The organism is Nonomuraea cavernae, from assembly GCF_040655715.1.
Lineage (GTDB): Bacteria > Actinomycetota > Actinomycetes > Streptosporangiales > Streptosporangiaceae > Nonomuraea > Nonomuraea cavernae_A.
On the sequence record NZ_JBFAKL010000005.1, the window covers coordinates 159,071 to 173,487 of the forward strand.

16 protein-coding genes are annotated in these 14,417 nt (G+C 71.4%); 7 read left to right on the forward strand and 9 right to left on the reverse strand.

All coding sequences use genetic code 11. The features are described 5' to 3' along the window. Positions 1 to 13 precede the first annotated feature (13 nt). The gene (xseA, locus tag AB0I38_RS09355; RefSeq protein WP_358464578.1) at positions 14 to 1,282 is read left to right on the forward strand and encodes an exodeoxyribonuclease VII large subunit; all 1,269 of its coding nucleotides are present in this window, start codon (positions 14 to 16) and stop codon (positions 1,280 to 1,282) included. Between the two features lie 143 nt (positions 1,283 to 1,425). Here the strand turns inward: xseA and AB0I38_RS09360 are convergent, their stop codons facing one another. After that, positions 1,426 to 2,037 carry a TetR/AcrR family transcriptional regulator gene (locus AB0I38_RS09360; protein ID WP_358464581.1) on the reverse strand — a complete coding sequence of 204 codons (612 nt, stop codon included), beginning with the start codon at positions 2,035 to 2,037 and terminating at the stop codon, positions 1,426 to 1,428. Positions 2,038 to 2,129: 92 nt separating this feature from the next. On the opposite strand from AB0I38_RS09360, the gene AB0I38_RS09365 reads away from it, so the two are divergent. Next, entirely contained in the window at positions 2,130 to 2,543 is a 414-nt protein-coding gene (locus tag AB0I38_RS09365; protein WP_358464584.1) for a nitroreductase family deazaflavin-dependent oxidoreductase, read from the forward strand. 258 nt (positions 2,544 to 2,801) lie between these two features. On the opposite strand, the gene AB0I38_RS09370 is transcribed toward AB0I38_RS09365, so the two are convergent. Genes AB0I38_RS09370 through AB0I38_RS09380 form a run of 3 tightly spaced genes read right to left on the reverse strand, consistent with a single transcriptional unit; the run spans position 2,802 to position 4,229 of the window. Further along, positions 2,802 to 3,038: an exodeoxyribonuclease VII small subunit gene (locus AB0I38_RS09370; RefSeq protein WP_358464587.1), complete on the reverse strand. Its 237-nt coding sequence runs from the start codon at positions 3,036 to 3,038 to the stop codon at positions 2,802 to 2,804. Positions 3,039 to 3,075: 37 nt separating this feature from the next. After that, a complete protein-coding gene (locus AB0I38_RS09375; RefSeq protein ID WP_358464590.1) occupies positions 3,076 to 3,606 on the reverse strand; it encodes a DUF4245 domain-containing protein in 531 nt (176 codons plus the stop codon). A gap of 11 nt (positions 3,607 to 3,617) precedes the next feature. Continuing rightward, a complete protein-coding gene (locus AB0I38_RS09380) occupies positions 3,618 to 4,229 on the reverse strand; it encodes a TetR/AcrR family transcriptional regulator (RefSeq protein WP_358464593.1) in 612 nt (203 codons plus the stop codon). 82 nt (positions 4,230 to 4,311) lie between these two features. Here AB0I38_RS09380 and glpX point away from each other — a divergent pair, with 82 nt between their 5' ends. Then, on the forward strand, positions 4,312 to 5,346 hold the full coding sequence (gene glpX / locus AB0I38_RS09385; protein ID WP_358464596.1) for a class II fructose-bisphosphatase: 1,035 nt from the start codon (positions 4,312 to 4,314) through the stop codon (positions 5,344 to 5,346). Between the two features lie 129 nt (positions 5,347 to 5,475). Here the strand turns inward: glpX and AB0I38_RS09390 are convergent, their stop codons facing one another. Then, positions 5,476 to 6,126: a DUF1707 SHOCT-like domain-containing protein gene (locus tag AB0I38_RS09390; RefSeq protein ID WP_358464599.1), complete on the reverse strand. Its 651-nt coding sequence runs from the start codon at positions 6,124 to 6,126 to the stop codon at positions 5,476 to 5,478. Positions 6,127 to 6,386: 260 nt separating this feature from the next. On the opposite strand from AB0I38_RS09390, the gene AB0I38_RS09395 reads away from it, so the two are divergent. Together AB0I38_RS09395 and AB0I38_RS09400 are read left to right on the forward strand one after the other, a co-directional pair. After that, positions 6,387 to 7,058, forward strand: coding sequence for a DUF998 domain-containing protein (locus AB0I38_RS09395; RefSeq protein ID WP_358464602.1), 672 nt, complete (start codon positions 6,387 to 6,389; stop codon positions 7,056 to 7,058). Between the two features lie 22 nt (positions 7,059 to 7,080). Beyond that, positions 7,081 to 8,235: an MFS transporter gene (locus tag AB0I38_RS09400; protein WP_358464605.1), complete on the forward strand. Its 1,155-nt coding sequence runs from the start codon at positions 7,081 to 7,083 to the stop codon at positions 8,233 to 8,235. Here the strand turns inward: AB0I38_RS09400 and AB0I38_RS09405 are convergent. The 3 genes from AB0I38_RS09405 to AB0I38_RS09415 are packed head-to-tail and all read right to left on the reverse strand — an operon-like array spanning position 8,219 to position 11,479. Further along, the gene (locus AB0I38_RS09405) at positions 8,219 to 9,079 is read right to left on the reverse strand and encodes a Cgl0159 family (beta/alpha)8-fold protein (protein WP_358464608.1); all 861 of its coding nucleotides are present in this window, start codon (positions 9,077 to 9,079) and stop codon (positions 8,219 to 8,221) included. The genes AB0I38_RS09400 and AB0I38_RS09405 overlap by 17 nt on opposite strands. Continuing rightward, entirely contained in the window at positions 9,072 to 10,040 is a 969-nt protein-coding gene (locus tag AB0I38_RS09410) for a Gfo/Idh/MocA family protein (protein WP_358464611.1), read from the reverse strand. Before AB0I38_RS09410 ends, AB0I38_RS09405 begins: the two co-directional genes overlap by 8 nt. Before the next feature lie 47 nt (positions 10,041 to 10,087). Continuing rightward, positions 10,088 to 11,479, reverse strand: a complete 1,392-nt coding sequence (locus tag AB0I38_RS09415; protein WP_358464614.1) for a PLP-dependent aminotransferase family protein — start codon at positions 11,477 to 11,479, stop codon at positions 10,088 to 10,090. 68 nt (positions 11,480 to 11,547) lie between these two features. Here AB0I38_RS09415 and AB0I38_RS09420 point away from each other — a divergent pair, with 68 nt between their 5' ends. Then, positions 11,548 to 12,423, forward strand: a complete 876-nt coding sequence (locus AB0I38_RS09420; RefSeq protein WP_358464617.1) for a DMT family transporter — start codon at positions 11,548 to 11,550, stop codon at positions 12,421 to 12,423. A gap of 81 nt (positions 12,424 to 12,504) precedes the next feature. Further along, positions 12,505 to 14,157: a fumarate hydratase gene (locus AB0I38_RS09425; RefSeq protein WP_358464620.1), complete on the forward strand. Its 1,653-nt coding sequence runs from the start codon at positions 12,505 to 12,507 to the stop codon at positions 14,155 to 14,157. A gap of 61 nt (positions 14,158 to 14,218) precedes the next feature. On the opposite strand, the gene AB0I38_RS09430 is transcribed toward AB0I38_RS09425, so the two are convergent. Continuing rightward, complete coding sequence (locus tag AB0I38_RS09430; RefSeq protein ID WP_358464623.1) at positions 14,219 to 14,407, reverse strand: DUF5999 family protein; 189 nt, start codon at positions 14,405 to 14,407, stop codon at positions 14,219 to 14,221. Between the last annotated feature and the right edge of the window lie 10 nt (positions 14,408 to 14,417).

Genomic DNA, 14,417 nt, shown 5'->3' on the forward strand with positions numbered 1-14,417 from the left:
GTAGTCTTCCGGCATGACCTCGAAGACGTCGCCCGAGTCTCCGCTGCCGATCCGCACCGTCCTGCAGATGGTGGGCGGCTGGATCGGCAAGCTGGGCACGGTCTGGGTCGAGGGGCAGATCACCGACCTGACGGCGCGCGGCGGCACGGTGTTCCTGACGCTGCGCGACCCGGTGGCCAACGTGTCGGCCCGGGTCACGGCACCGCGCGGCGTCTACGAGGCGGCAATGCCGCGTCCCGCCGACGGCGCCAGGGTCGTGGTGCACGTCAAGCCCGACTTCTGGATCAACAAGGGCTCATTCGCCTTCACCGCGCTGGAGATCCGCCCCGTCGGCGTCGGAGAGCTGCTGGCCCGCCTGGAGCGGCTGCGCCGGCTGCTGGCCGCGGAGGGGTTGTTCAACACCGACCGGAAGCGGCGGCTGCCGTTCCTGCCGGACACGGTCGGGTTGATCTGCGGGCGTGACTCGGCGGCGGAGCGCGACGTGCTGGAGAATTCCCGGCGCCGCTGGCCCGCCGTGCGCTTCAAGGTCGAGGAAGTGGCCGTCCAGGGGCCCTACGCCGTGGGCGAGGTCACCGAGGCGCTGCGCAAGTTCGACGCCGACTCGTCGATCGACGTGATCGTCATCGCCCGTGGCGGCGGCTCGCTGGAGGATCTGCTGCCGTTCTCGGACGAGACGCTGGTGCGCGCCGTGGCCGCCTGCCGCACTCCCGTGGTGAGCGCGATCGGTCACGAGCAGGACAGCCCGCTGCTCGACCTGGTGGCCGACGTGCGGGCGTCCACCCCGACCGACGCCGCCAAGAAGGTCGTGCCCGACGTGGGCGAGCAGCTGACCCTGGTGCGCCAGCTCCGCGACCGGGGCCGCAGGGTCGTCAGCGGCTGGCTCGACCGGGAGACCTCGTGGCTCACGTCGGTCCGCTCCCGCCCCTCCCTCGCCGATCCGGTGCGCGAGCTCGAACGCCGGGCCGAGCAGGCCGACGCCCTCCGCGACCGGGCGCGGCGCTCGCTCGCCGGCTCTCTCGACCGGGCCGAGGACTCCCTGTCCCACCTGCGCGCCCGTCTCGTGGCCCTGTCGCCGGCCGCGACGCTCGAACGCGGCTACGCCATCGTCCAGCACCCGTCCGGTGACGTCGTACGCCTGGCCAAGGACGTCAAACCGGGCGCCCTGCTGACGATCCGGCTCACCGACGACCGCCTGACGGTCCGCACCGAGGTGCCCGGCGACGGCGACCCCCCTCCGGCCAAGCCGCGCAAACCACGCAAGAAGCCCGCCGACCCGGCCTGACGGGTCTCAGCCGCGCCGGCGCGATTCCGATAAGCGGAAACCTCGGCCCCATCATGAGCAGACGCGCCGGGGTTCGGGGGGCGCGGTCGAGCCGGACCGTCAGGGTGACCGACCGCTCGATCAGCTCGCCCCGGACCTGTGCTTCAGGTGGGCGGACCGCCGGTCACCGAGAGGGCCAGGTCGTCGAGTGCCGACTTGATGGCCTCGACGGACATGCCCCGTTCGTCACGTTGGTAGCGGATCAGATGGGCGTTGACCGAGGCGAGCAGCGCGTCGGCCAGGAAGCGGGCGTCCGCGCCGGGACGGGCCTGGGCGAGCAGGGTGGCCAGGTGGGTGTGATGCACCTTGTACGGCCCGCCGAAGCGCGCCTTCGGCGACCCCAGCTCCACCAGCAGAAACAGGTCCTCCTGGTCCATCACCCGGTTGACGACGGCGCTCAGGAAGGCGCGGATGCGTTCGGCGGGCGGGGCTCCGGGGCCGATCGGCGGCGGCCCGCTCAGGAACGCCTGCTGGAAGCGGCGTTCCCGCTCGTCGATGAGCGCCCACACCAGCCCCGCCCGGTCACCGAAGCGGCGGTAGACGGTGCCGACGCCGACGCCCGCCTCTTTCGCCACCTCGTCGAGGGACAACTGGTCGGCGCCGTGTTCGGCGATCATGCGGGAGGCGACCTCGATGATCTTCTGGCGGTTGCGCGCGGCGTCAGCACGTTCGGGTGGGGGCTGTCCGATCATCGGCAGCGATTGGCGTCCGCACACGCGTGTGAGCATATCGGTTGTAACCGGAAAACCCTCCGTATAGGCTGGCGCCCGACATAAGCGGAGGATCCTCCGATTAAACGGGAGCCTGCATGCCGAACGACTTCAACCAGCAGATCATCGACGAGTTCCGCGCCAACGAGGGCCGGGTCGGCGGGATGTTCGAGGGCTCCCCCCTGGTCCTGCTCACGACCAAGGGAGCCAGGAGCGGCCGGCCGGCCACCACCCCGGTCATGTATCTGCGCGACGGTGACAAGACCGTGGTCATCGCCTCCAACGCCGGAGCCGACAACCACCCGGCGTGGTATCACAACCTGCGGGCCAACCCGAGGGTCACGGCCGAGATCGGCACTGAGACGTTCGAGGCCGAGGCGGTCGTGATCGAGGGTGCGGAGCGCGACCGGCTCTACGCCCGGATGGTCGAGATCGCGCCCGGCTTCGCGGACTACGAGGCCAAGACCACCCGGCGCATCCCGGTGGTCTCCCTGGAGCGCCCGACCGCCTGAGTCTGGAGCGCCCGGCCACCCGAGCCCGGACTCCCGGCCACCTGAGCCCGGCGCGCGGAACCGGCCCCCCAGAAAGTCTGGCGCGGAACCGCCACAGAGAGGGCCAGGAGCGGCCCCGGAGGAGCCGGAAACGGCCCCGGAGGAGCCGGAAGGAGCCGGAGGAGCCGGAAACGGGCCCGGAGGAGCCGAAAGGAGCCGGAGGAGCCGGAAACGGTCCCGAAAGGAACCGGGAACGGCTCAGAGGGGCCCCGGAAGGGCTCAGAAGGGCGCGTCGTCGTCTCGGGCGGCGGTCGGGTCTGACCGGCGGGCCATGGCGGCGGCGAGCTTGACCCTGGCCCCCTGGAGCCATTCCTCGCAGATGGCGGCCAGCTTCTCGCCGCGCTCCCACAGCTCGATCGACTGCTCCAGGGTGAGGCCGCCCGTCTCCAGGCGGCGCACGACCTCGGTCAGCTCCTCGCGGGCCTGCTCGTATGAGGGTGCCTTCTCGTCTGCCACAGGCACCACCTTAGGGTCGGCGGCCGACAATCGGGTGTCAGCCGCGGGGACGTTGCTGGAGGGAGGCGGCCAGCTCGGCCAATTCGGGCCAGTCGGCCGTGCCCGTGACCACCAGCGTGACCTCCGGCAGCATGCGGACCAGCGAGCGTTGGTCCTTGTCCTCGCGGAACCGCCGCTCCCACGTCTGACCGCCGACCTGCTCGGTGCCCACCACTCGCTCGGAGTTGGCCATCCGGCCGGCGAAGGCGGCCGCCGGCCTCTCGTCGCTCTGCACGAACATGGCGTGCTCGCGCTTGGCCGTGGCGTAGCCGATGGAGAGGACCTGCGCGCCGTTCTCGCCCTTGGTGATGCGGTTGCTGTTGGACACCCAGCCGGCCGGGTCCTTGGCGGGAGCCCACACGCCGTAGGGGACGCTGTGACCGAAGTTGGCGACGGTGATCGAGTATTCGAGCCGAGGGATGTGCTGCTCACGGCTCTGCGGTGTGATCAGCAGGAACAGCCCCGCCGCCGCGAGACAGACGAACACTGCTACCGCGTAGCCGTAGAAACCTTCGGTGAACCGTCGCACATCTGGTGAGGTTACCCGCTGGTGGGGCCGCTTGCCGAAGTGGCCGGACGGATCTGGCCGATGATGGCGAGCACCTCCTCGGCCAGCCCCTTGTCACCCGAGCGCACGACCTCGGAGACGGCGGTGGCCAGCGCTCCCGTGATGACCACGACCAGCGCGGCCTCGTCGTCCTCGAACAGGGCGGCGTTGCGCTGCGCCCAGGTGCGCAGCCGGTCGCGCATGACGACCTCGAAGCCGGGCGGGCCGTCACCGCGCATGAAGAGGGCGGCGAGCTCGCGCTCCTCCAGACAGCCGTCGAGGTAGGCGCGAGCGGCGCCGACGAAGACCCGCATCGGGTCGTTCTCGCCCGCGGCCCTGGCCTCGCGGGCGGCTTTCTTGGTCCGCTGGGACTGCCTGGCCTGGAACTCCTCGAACAGCGTCTGGTAGAGGTCGGCCTTGCCGGAGAAGTGGTGGTAGAGGCTGCCGACGCTCGCCTCGGCCCTGCCCACCACATCGGTCACCCCGGCTTCGGCGAAGCCCTTGGAGATGAAGACCTCCCGGGCGGCCCTGAGTAGCGCGCCGCGTGTGGCCGCACCGCGCTCGGAGATGCGGGGTGTGACCGGTTGTTCCACATCGCTGCTCATGGCAGGCACATTATCCTCCGCTGACCGGGGATACAGGGACAACTACCATCGAGGCAGTTGCCCACAAGGAGGTCCCTTCATCATGTCCGATCAGACGTCCGTCCCTCCCGCGTTGGCCACGGGCGAGCACGCCCCTGATCGAAACCTCGCTCTTGAGCTCGTTCGCGTTACCGAGGCCGCCGCGATGGCCGCCGCACGGTGGGTGGGCAGGGGCGACAAGAACGGCGCCGACGGAGCCGCGGTCAACGCGATGCGTCAGTTGATCAACACCGTTTCGATGAACGGGGTGGTGGTCATCGGCGAGGGTGAGAAGGACCGTGCCCCGATGCTGTTCAACGGCGAGCAGGTCGGCGACGGCAGCGGACCCGACTGCGACGTGGCCGTCGATCCCATCGACGGCACCCGGCTCACCGCGCTGGGCATGCCCGACGCCGTGTCGGTGATCGCGGTGAGCGAGCGCGGGTCGATGTACGACCCGTCGGCCGTGTTCTACATGGAGAAGCTGGTCACCGGCCCGCAGGCGGCGGACGCGGTCGACATCGACGCTCCCGTGTCCGCCAACATCAACGCGGTCGCCAGGGCCAAGGGCTGCTCGGCCTCCGACGTCACCGTGATCGTGCTCGACCGCCCCCGGCACGAGCAGCTGGTCAAGGAGATCAGGGCGACCGGGGCGCGGATCAAGTTCATCGTCGACGGTGACGTGGCGGGCGCGATCACGGCGGCGCGCGACGGCACCGGCATCGACCTGATGCTGGGCATCGGCGGCACCCCGGAGGGCATCGTGGCCGCGTGCGCCCTCAAGTGCCTGGGCGGCGTCATCCAGGGCAAGCTGTGGCCGCGCGACGACGCCGAACGCCGCAAGGCGCTCGACGCCGGGCACGACCTCAACCAGGTGCTCACCACGAACGACCTGGTCAGGTCCGACGACGTGTTCTTCGCGGCGACGGGCATCACGCAGGGCGAGCTCATGCAGGGCGTACGGTTCAGCGGCGGGGTCGCGCGCACCAGCTCGCTGGTGATGCGCGGGCGTTCGGGGACGATCCGCAAGGTCGAAAGCGAGCACCAGCTGTGGAAGCTGCGGGCCTACAGCGCGATCAACTTCGACTCCGCCGGCTGAGCGGGTCGGCGGCGGAATCCGCGGCGCCGCCTCGGCGGCGTCCGCGGAGCGGTCGCGGTCGCGGGGCGGTCACGGTCGCCGGGCGGTCGCGAGGCGAGGCGGTCGGAGGACGGTCGTTGAGGGGGCCGGTCAGCGGCGGCGCTTGCGGCGGGGCGGTTCCTTGACCTTGACGTCGCCCGCGAAGTTGTTGGTGCGCACCTCGACCACGGGTGCTCCGGGCTCGGTGGGCTGCTTGGTCAGCCGCACGGTCTTGCCCTTGGCGACGCGGATGACCTCGAGGTCGGCCGGCACCTGGATCTCCAGGCCGCCGAAGACCAGCGTGGCGTTGATCACGATGCGGTGGTTCTGCAGGATCGCGTCACGCAGGTCGAGCTTGGTGGTGCCGAACATGGCCGTGACGTCGAGCTCGGCGGGCACCACCCACCGGCCGCCCCGCTCCTGCTGCTTGAAGATCGCCGACACCGGCCGGCCGTCGAGGTTGAGCGGCTGCTGCTCGGCGGGGAGCAGGTCTACGGTGACGCCGGCGAGATCGCCGAGGGTGCGGGCGGAGTAGACGGTGCCGAGCCGTTCCTCGAGCTCCTCCAGGGTGATACGGCCGTCGGCGTGGGCGTCCTGCAGCACCTGCGCGATGCGCTCGCGGTCGTCGTCGGAGGCGCGCAGCTCGTGCGGCTGCGGCCCCTCCTGTTTGGGAGTGGATCGACGCGCGGTGACCCACTCCTCAGCCAGCCGCTCTCCGACTTCCTGCAGGCGTGGGAGCCAAGACCCCGGGCGTTCGTTCACACTTCCGACGATATCCGGCAGGCGGGATGTTCGCTCGGGTCTGTTGGACCGTGTCACCCGATTCGCCGGTACAAGCGGCCAAACCCCGGAATCCGCCGGGCTTTTCACCCGTTGACCGGACAGGACCGGTGGTTCCGGGCGACTCTCCCGGCCCGTACGAAGACCGGCCTGGCATGAGCACCGGCCTGGCACGAAGACCGGCCTCACGTGGAGATCGGCCGTAGGGAGAACTCTTCCGGCCCGTACGGAGAGGGGTGGGCGTGCGGCAGGCGGCACGTTGGGGACTCGGCGCGGTGGGAGCCGGCGTGGCGGTGATCGCCGGGCTCGACCTGGTCAGCCTCGGGGAGATCAACCCGTTGCGGCGGACCATCAGCGAGCACGGCCTCGGCGCGCAGGGGTGGATCTTCGGTTTCGCGGTCGCGTCGCTGGCGGGCGGTTCCGCGGCCATCGGCGTCGCGCTGGCCCGGGTCCGGCTGGCCGGGATCTTCGGCACGTTCGCGCTGATGGCGTGGAGCGCCGGGCTGCTGGTGACGGCCTGGTTTCCCAAGCACGACTGGTCGGTCGGCCCGAGCCTGAGCGGCAGCATCCACCGGGCGGGCAGTCTGGTGGCGTTTCTCAGCCTGCCGCTGGCGGCCTTGATCATCGCCCGGCCCTGGCGGCACACCGAGGGGCGCAGGCACGCGTTGTTCGCCTTCGGCTTCGGCCTGGGGTCGGTGCTCTGGGTGGTGGGCATCGGCGCGATGGTGCTCGTGGGGACGCGCGCCGGCCTGTCCTGGTGGCAGGTCATGCCGCTTGGCCTGGTCGAACGCGGTCTCGCGGCGACCGAGGTGGCCGCCGTGGTCGCTCTCGGCGTGTGGGGCGCGCGGCACCGGCCGGCGCCTGCTGGCGGAGGCGCCGGTGAAGCGAATAACCTGACCGCGCCTCACGTTTGATTCCCCCCATCTGGAGGCCTCCGTGCCGACCCCGCGTGATCGCCAGGCCCGCATCGCCACGTTCGTCGCCTACGCCGTACAGGGCCTGTCGTTCGCGACACTGCTCACCCAGGTCGCGAACCTGCAGAACAAGCACCACCTCAGCGAAGGGTCCCTGACCCTGTTGCTGCTCATCGTCCCCGTCTTCGCCGGGATCGGCAGCGTGGCCGCGGGCACGTTCGCCTCACACAAGGGCAGTAAACCGCTGCTGCGCGCCGCGCAGCCGGCGGTGGCGGCCGGCGTGGTGCTCGCCGGGCTCGCGCCCGACGTCGCGCTGCTCGTGGTCGCGCTGTTGCTGTTCGGGCTGGCGGTCGGCGCGGTCGACGCGGGCATCAACATGCAGGGCGTGGCGGTCGAGCGGAGGTACGGGCGGGCGGTGCTGAACGGCTTCCACTGCGTGTGGAGCGTCTTCAGCCTGGCCGGTGCGCTGTGGGCGTCCGCCGCGGCCTCGCTCGACCTGGCCGTGATCATGAGCGTCCCGATGCTGCTGGCGGTGGCGGGCTCGGTCTACGCCGGGCCGCGGCTCTGCACGATCCAGGAGGAGAAAGTCGAGTCCACGCAGGCCGTCGCCGGCCGGTTCCCGTGGAAGCCGATCATCCCGCTCTGCCTGGCGATGGGCTTCCTGTACGTCGGCGACGCCGCGGTCTCCAACTTCAGCACCGTCTTCATGCAGGACGTCCTGAACGCGGGCGCGGGCGTGGTGCCGCTCGGCTACGCCGCCTACCAGGCAACCACACTGGCCGTACGGCTCGGCGGCGACCTCGCGGTGCGGAGGTACGGCCCGGCCGCCATCGTCAGGATCGGCGGGGCCATCGCGACCCTCGGGTTCCTCGGCATCGTCTTCGCGCCCAGCCAGCCGCTGGCCATCGTGGCGTTCGGGCTGACCGGTGTCGGGCTGTCGGTGGTGGCTCCGCAGTCGTTCTCGGCGGCGGGCAGGCTCGACCCGGCGGGCACCGGGGTGGCGATCGCCCGGGTCAACCTGTTCAACTACGTCGGCTTCATCATCGGCGCGGCGCTGGTCGGCGGCATCGCGGACGCCGCGGACATGCGGGTGGCGTTCGCCGCGCCGCTCGTGCTGGCAGCCGCGATCATCGTGCTGGCCAGGGGCTTCGAGCCGGCGGTCAAGGCCCGAGCATAGCCACGGCGGTGTCCACGGCCGCCGCCACGTCGTGGTCGGGCGGGTAGAGCAGCGCCCGGCCGACCACGAGCCCCCGCACGCCCGGCAGCCGCAGCGCCTTGCGCCACGAGGCGTAGGCCAGGTCGGGGGTGTCGCCGGGGTCACCGCCGAGCAGCAGGGTGGGCAGCGTGGTGGCCTGCATGATCTGCTGCATGCCGTCGACGACGGGGATCTTCAGCCAGGTGTGGGCCGAGGTCGCGCCGAGGCCCTGGGCCACGTTGATCGCCCGGATCACGCCTTCGGGGGACAGGTCGTGGCCCGCCCTCCCGGACCAGAACGGCTCGATCATCGCGACCAGCCCGCTCTCGGCCAGCTCGGTGATCGCCCGGCCGCACGCCTGCAGCGTCGGGGCGGTGCCGGGCTCGTCGAGGGCGATGCGGCAGAGCATCTTGCCGCCGTCGAGCCGCATCCGCCTGATCGTGCCGGTGTCGTACGCGGTGAACCGGTCGTCGAACTCGAAGACCGCTCCTTGGAGGCCGCCCCGGTTCATCGAGCCGATGACGACGCGGTCGTCGAGCGCGCCGAGCAGCAGCAGGTCCTCGACGATGTCGGGAGTGGCCAGCAGCCCGTCGACGCCGGGGCGGGACAGCGCGATGGTGAGCCGTTGGAGCAGCTCGACGCGGCTGCCCATGGCCAGCGGGCGCCCGCCCACGGCGAGGGCGCCCCGGGCCGGGTGGTCGGCGGCGATGATCAGCAGCTGGTCGCGCGCGCCCAGGAGCGGCCTGCGCCGCCGGGCCGCGGCCGCCTCGGCGACGCGCTCCGGGAACCTCGCCCTGATCTCGCGGAGCTCCCGGTAGTCAGCCAACCCTCGGCACCCCGTTCTCGTCAGTCGTACGGACCTCGTGCAGCCGGGCGGGACGGCCCTCGCGGCGGGACAGCTCGGCGGCCTCGGCGATGTAGAGGGCCTCCAGGGCGTCCTCGATCGAGCACAGGCTGCGGTCGCCGCGCAGGAAGCCGTCGATCTCGTCGGTGTAGGCCTGCCGGAAGCGGCTGACGAAGTCGGGCCAGGGCGCCCCGGGCGGCTGGAGCCCCTCGGCCGACCGCAGCGGGACGTGCGGGTCGAGGCCGGCGACCTGGGTGCCCTTGGTGCCCGCCACCTCCATGCGCACGTCGTAGCCGGCGCCGTTGTAGCGAGAGCCCTGCAGCGTGACCAGCGTGTCGTCGTCGAGGGTGAGGATGGCGGCGCTGTTGTCCACGTCGCCGGCCTCGCCGAAGAAGGCGGCGCCCCGGTTGGAGCCGGTCGCGTAGACGGAGACGACCTCGCGGCCGGTCACCCAGCGCAGGATGTCGAAGTCGTGGATGTGGCAGTCGCGGTAGATGCCGCCGGAGAGCCGGATGTATTCGGGCGGCGGAGGCGCCGGATCCGCGGTGATCAGGTGCACCCGCTGCAACTCCCCCAGTTCGCCATCGCGGAGCGCGCGGGCCAGCGCGGCGTACCCGGCGTCGAACCTGCGCTGGAAGCCGATCTGCACCCGGTTGCCCCGGGCCGCCTCCAGCACCTCCCGTGTCCGCTCGACGTCACCGGCCACCGGCTTCTCACAGAAGGCCGGGATGCCCCTCCGGCAGGCTTCGATCAGCAGCTCGGCGTGCGTGCCGGTGGGGGTGGCGATGACCACGGCGTCGGCGTCGAACGGGTCACCCGGCCGGCCGTACGGGGACGTGCGGATGGGATCGGCCACGACCAGCTCGTCCACCAGCGGATGCGCGGCCAGGGTGGCTGCGTGGAACGCGCCGATCCGGCCCAGACCCAGCAGTCCCACACGCATGACGCCTCCAAGGGAGCGGGCTTTCTTTGTAAGCGAGACTTTCTCCTTCAGTCAATACTTTGTCCAGACATTCTGACCTTTAAGCCTCGGATGGCCTCCGCCGCTCGGTGGGCCGGGAGCCGGGCGAAGCCCACGACCACGGCCGGGCCGCCCTTCGTGAAGCGCATCGGCGCGACCGGCTCGGCGGCCAGCCCCTGCTCCTGGGCCAGCTCCGACACCCGGCTCTCGTCCCAGCCGTCCGGCAGCCGCAGGTAGATGTGCAGGCCCGCCTCGATGCCGTACGCCCGGACCTCGGGCAGATGTTCGGCCAGCGCGGCGACCAGGGCGTCGCGGCGGCGATGGTATTCGCGGCGCATCCGGCGCAGGTGCTTGTCGTAGCCGCCGGTGCGCAGAAAGTGGGCCAGCGCGTACTGCTCGATGACCGGGGAGCCGAGGTCGAGCTCGCCGCGCGCCCGGCGCACCGCCTCGGCCAGTTCGGCCGGAGCGGCCACCCAGCCCAGCCGCAGGCCGGGCGCCAGGGCCTTGCTCACGCTGCCCGACAGGATCACCCGGTCGGGGGCCAGCCCCTGGAGGCAGCCGACCGGGTCGCGGTCGAAACGGAACTCGGCGTCGTAGTCGTCCTCCAGCACGAAGCCGTCGGCTGCCTGGGCCCAGGCCATGAGCGCGGCCCGCCTGGCCGGGGAGAGCACCACGCCGGTCGGGTACTGGTGGGCGGGCGTAACGAGCACCCCGTCGGCCTGCCGGCCGCGCAGGGCCGCCACGTCGAGGCCCTGGTCGTCGACCGGCACGGACAGCAGGCGGGCGCCCGCCCGTCGCAGCAGCGGGACCTGGCGGTGACTGGCCGGGTCCTCGACGGCCAGGGTGTACTGCCCGGCTCCGGTCCGCTGGGTGAGAACGTGCAGGACCAGGCTGAGGCCCTGCGCCACGCCGCCCACGATCACCAGGTTCGCCGGGGCCACGTCGGCGGCGCGCACCCGCCTGAGGTAGCCGGCCAGTTCCTCGCGCAGCTCCGGGACACCGCCCGGGTCGCCGTAGTCGAGCGCGTCGGAGGGCACGGTGGTGAGGACATGCCTGACGGAGGCCAGCCAGCGTTCGCGCGGGAAGTGGCCCAGGTCGGGAGAGGTGGGACGGTGGCCGTAGTGGGGGCCGGGACCCTCGGGCGCCGAGGGAGCGGGCAGAGCCGGGGGGCGGGCGGCGGCGGGGGCCACGCGGGTGCCGGAGCCGACCCGGGAGATCAGGAAACCCTCGGCCACCAGCTGCTCGTACGCCTCGACGACGACCCCGCGCGAGACCGCCAGGTCCGCAGCCAGGTCGCGGCTGGCGGGCAGGCGGACGCCGGGAGTGAGGCGCCCACGCCGGATGGCTTCGCGCAACTCGGCGGCGATCTGCGCGGCGATGCCCCCATCGGCATGATTTATCGACACATGAAGGTCGGCCACATTGGTCCTCTTACATGTCGGCTGATTGGACTGTTTGGCAGAACCATTGTCTCCCTACCATCCCTTCCATGAGAAACGGCGTGACCGGCGCGGCCAGCGCCATGTTCATCGTGGGGACGCTGGCCGGAGTGTCTGGACTGATCGCGGACTACCCCCTCTACGGCGGGCAGGCGGTGCGCTACCTGGTGGCGGTGGTCATCCTGCTCGTCGTGACCTGGGCGATGGGCCTGCGGTTCGTCCGGCTCACCGCCAAGGAGTGGGCGCTGCTCGGCGGGCTGGCGATGCTCGGGCTGGTCATCTTCAACGTGTGCGTCATCGAGTCCACCCGCGCCTCGGGCCCCGCGCTGGTCGGCACCGTGCTCGGCACCGTGCCGCTGGCCCTCGCGCTGGCCGGGGGCCGGCCCTCGCCACGGCTGCTCGCCGGGGCCGTCGTGGTGGTGACGGGCGCGACGCTCGCCACGGGGCTCGGCAGCGGCAACCTGCCCGGCCTGCTGTGGGCGCTCGGCGCGCTGGTCGGAGAGATCAGCTTCTCGCTGCTGGCCATCCCGCTGCTGCCCAAGCTGGGGGCGATCCGGGTGAGCGCCTACTCGACGATGCTGGCTGTGCCCATGCTGGCCCTGATCGGGCTGGTCAGGGAAGGCGCCGGGATGCTGCGGGCGCCGACGGCGGCCGAGGCGCTCGGGTTCGGCTACCTGGCGACGGTGGTGACGGTGGTGGCGTTCTTCCTCTGGTACACCTCGCTGCCCAAACTGGGCCCCGGCCGGGCGGGACTGTTCGCCGGGCTCATCCCGGTCGGCGCGATCAGCACGGGGCTGGTGCTGGGCATCGCCACGCCCTCCGGCTACGACCTGCTCGGCGCGGGCCTGGTGATCGCGGGCATCGTGGTGGGCCTCACCGCCGGCCGCTCCCCCGAGCCGGTCCGGCTCGCCGCCGACGCCACCTGACAGACCGCCCATACCGTACGCCCCCATGGCACGAACGCACGCGGCCGTGGGCGTACCCTTTGGGGGATCGAAAGGATGGTCATGGCCGAGTTCGACTACACCGACCTGCTTCCGCTGGGCGCCGACGAGACCGCATACCGGCTGATCACATCGGAGGGGGTGCGGAGAGTCGAGGCAGCGGGCCGTACGTTCCTGGAGGTCGACCCGGAGGCGTTGCGGCTGCTCACCGAGACGGCCGTGCACGACATCTCGCACTACCTGCGGCCGTCGCACCTGGCCCAGCTCCGCAAGATCATCGATGACCCCGAGTCCAGCGGCAACGACCGGTTCGTCGCGCTCGACCTGCTCAAGAACGCCTCCATCTCGGCCGGCGGCGTGCTGCCCATGTGCCAGGACACCGGCACCGCGATCGTCATGGGCAAGCGCGGCCGCCACGTCCTGACCGACGGCCGCGACGCCGAGCACATCTCGCGCGGCGTCTACGACGCCTACACCAAGCTCAACCTCCGCTACTCCCAGATGGCCCCGCTGACCATGTGGGAGGAGAAGAACACGGGCGACAACCTGCCCGCCCAGATCGAGCTCTACGCCGAAGACCCCTTCGGCCACGCCGACGAGTACAAACTGCTGTTCATGGCCAAGGGCGGCGGCTCGGCCAACAAGTCGTTCCTCTACCAGGAGACCAAGGCGGTGCTCAACGAGAAGCGCATGCTGGCCTTCCTGGAGGAGAAGATCCGCTCGCTCGGCACCGCCGCCTGCCCGCCGTACCATCTGGCGATCGTCGTGGGCGGCACCTCCGCCGAATACGCCCTCAAGACCGCCAAGTACGCCAGCGCCCGCTACCTCGACTCGATCCCCACCGAAGGGTCGCCGGCCGGGCACGGCTTCCGTGACCTGGAGCTGGAGGCCAAGGTCTTCGAGCTGACCCAGAAGCTCGGCATCGGCGCGCAGTTCGGCGGCAAGTACTTCTGTCACGACGTCCGCGTCATCCGGCTCCCCCGGCACGGCGCCTCCTGCCCGGTGGCCATCGCCGTCTCCTGCTCGGCCGACCGGCAGGCCCTGGCCAAGATCACCCCTGAGGGCGTCTTCCTGGAGCAGCTGGAGACCGACCCGGCCCGCTTCCTGCCCGACACCACCGACGAGCACCTCTCGGACGACGTCGTCTCGGTCGACCTCAACCGCCCCATGCCCGAGATCCTGGCCGAGCTGACGAAATATCCGGTCAGGACACGGCTCTCCCTGACCGGCCCCCTGGTGGTCGCCCGCGACATCGCGCACGCGAAGATCGCCGAGCTGCTCGACGAGGGCGGCGAGATGCCGCAGTACCTGAAGGACCACGCGGTCTACTACGCCGGCCCGGCCAAGACGCCCGAGGGCTACGCCTCCGGCTCGTTCGGGCCCACGACCGCCGGACGCATGGACTCCTACGTCGAACGCTTCCAGTCGGCGGGCGGCTCGATGGTGATGCTGGCCAAGGGCAACAGGTCCAAGCAGGTCACGGACGCGTGCCAGAAGTACGGCGGCTTCTATCTGGGCTCGATCGGCGGCCCGGCGGCCCGGCTGGCCCAGGACTGCATCAAGAAGGTCGAGGTCCTGGAATATCCCGAGCTGGGGATGGAAGCGGTCTGGAAGATCGAGGTCGAGGACTTCCCCGCGTTCGTCGTCGTGGACGACAAGGGCGAAGACTTCTTCGCCGACGCCACGGGGCCGGTGCTGAGCATCGGCCGCCGTTAGGCGGGCGGCCGGAAAGGTGCCGGGTGGGCGCTCACACCGCTCGGCACCACCCGCCGGCGGCTCACGCGGCGACGGGCGCCCGGTGGGGGGCGACGACCCGGCCGTCGGGCAGCAGCAGACCGGTGTCCTCGAACAGCACGACGCCGTTGCAGAGCAGGCTCCACCCTTGACCGGGGTGCGCCGAGATCACGTGCGACGCCTCACGGTCGGGCGAGTCGGCACTGGGGCAAGCGGGGAAGTGACTGCACATGGTGCACCTC

Coding starts and splice junctions, on each gene's coding strand:
- xseA (WP_358464578.1), top strand. CDS start 14: ATGACCTCGAAGACGTCGCCCGAGTCTCCGCTGCCGATCCGCACCGTC.
- AB0I38_RS09365 (WP_358464584.1), top strand. CDS start 2,130: ATGCCGAACGACTTCAACCAGCAGATCATCGACGAGTTCCGCGCCAAC.
- AB0I38_RS09380 (WP_358464593.1), bottom strand. CDS start 4,229: ATGAGCAGCGATGTGGAACAACCGGTCACACCCCGCATCTCCGAGCGC.
- glpX (WP_358464596.1), top strand. CDS start 4,312: ATGTCCGATCAGACGTCCGTCCCTCCCGCGTTGGCCACGGGCGAGCAC.
- AB0I38_RS09410 (WP_358464611.1), bottom strand. CDS start 10,040: ATGCGTGTGGGACTGCTGGGTCTGGGCCGGATCGGCGCGTTCCACGCA.
- AB0I38_RS09420 (WP_358464617.1), top strand. CDS start 11,548: ATGAGAAACGGCGTGACCGGCGCGGCCAGCGCCATGTTCATCGTGGGG.
- AB0I38_RS09425 (WP_358464620.1), top strand. CDS start 12,505: ATGGCCGAGTTCGACTACACCGACCTGCTTCCGCTGGGCGCCGACGAG.
- AB0I38_RS09430 (WP_358464623.1), bottom strand. CDS start 14,407: ATGTGCAGTCACTTCCCCGCTTGCCCCAGTGCCGACTCGCCCGACCGT.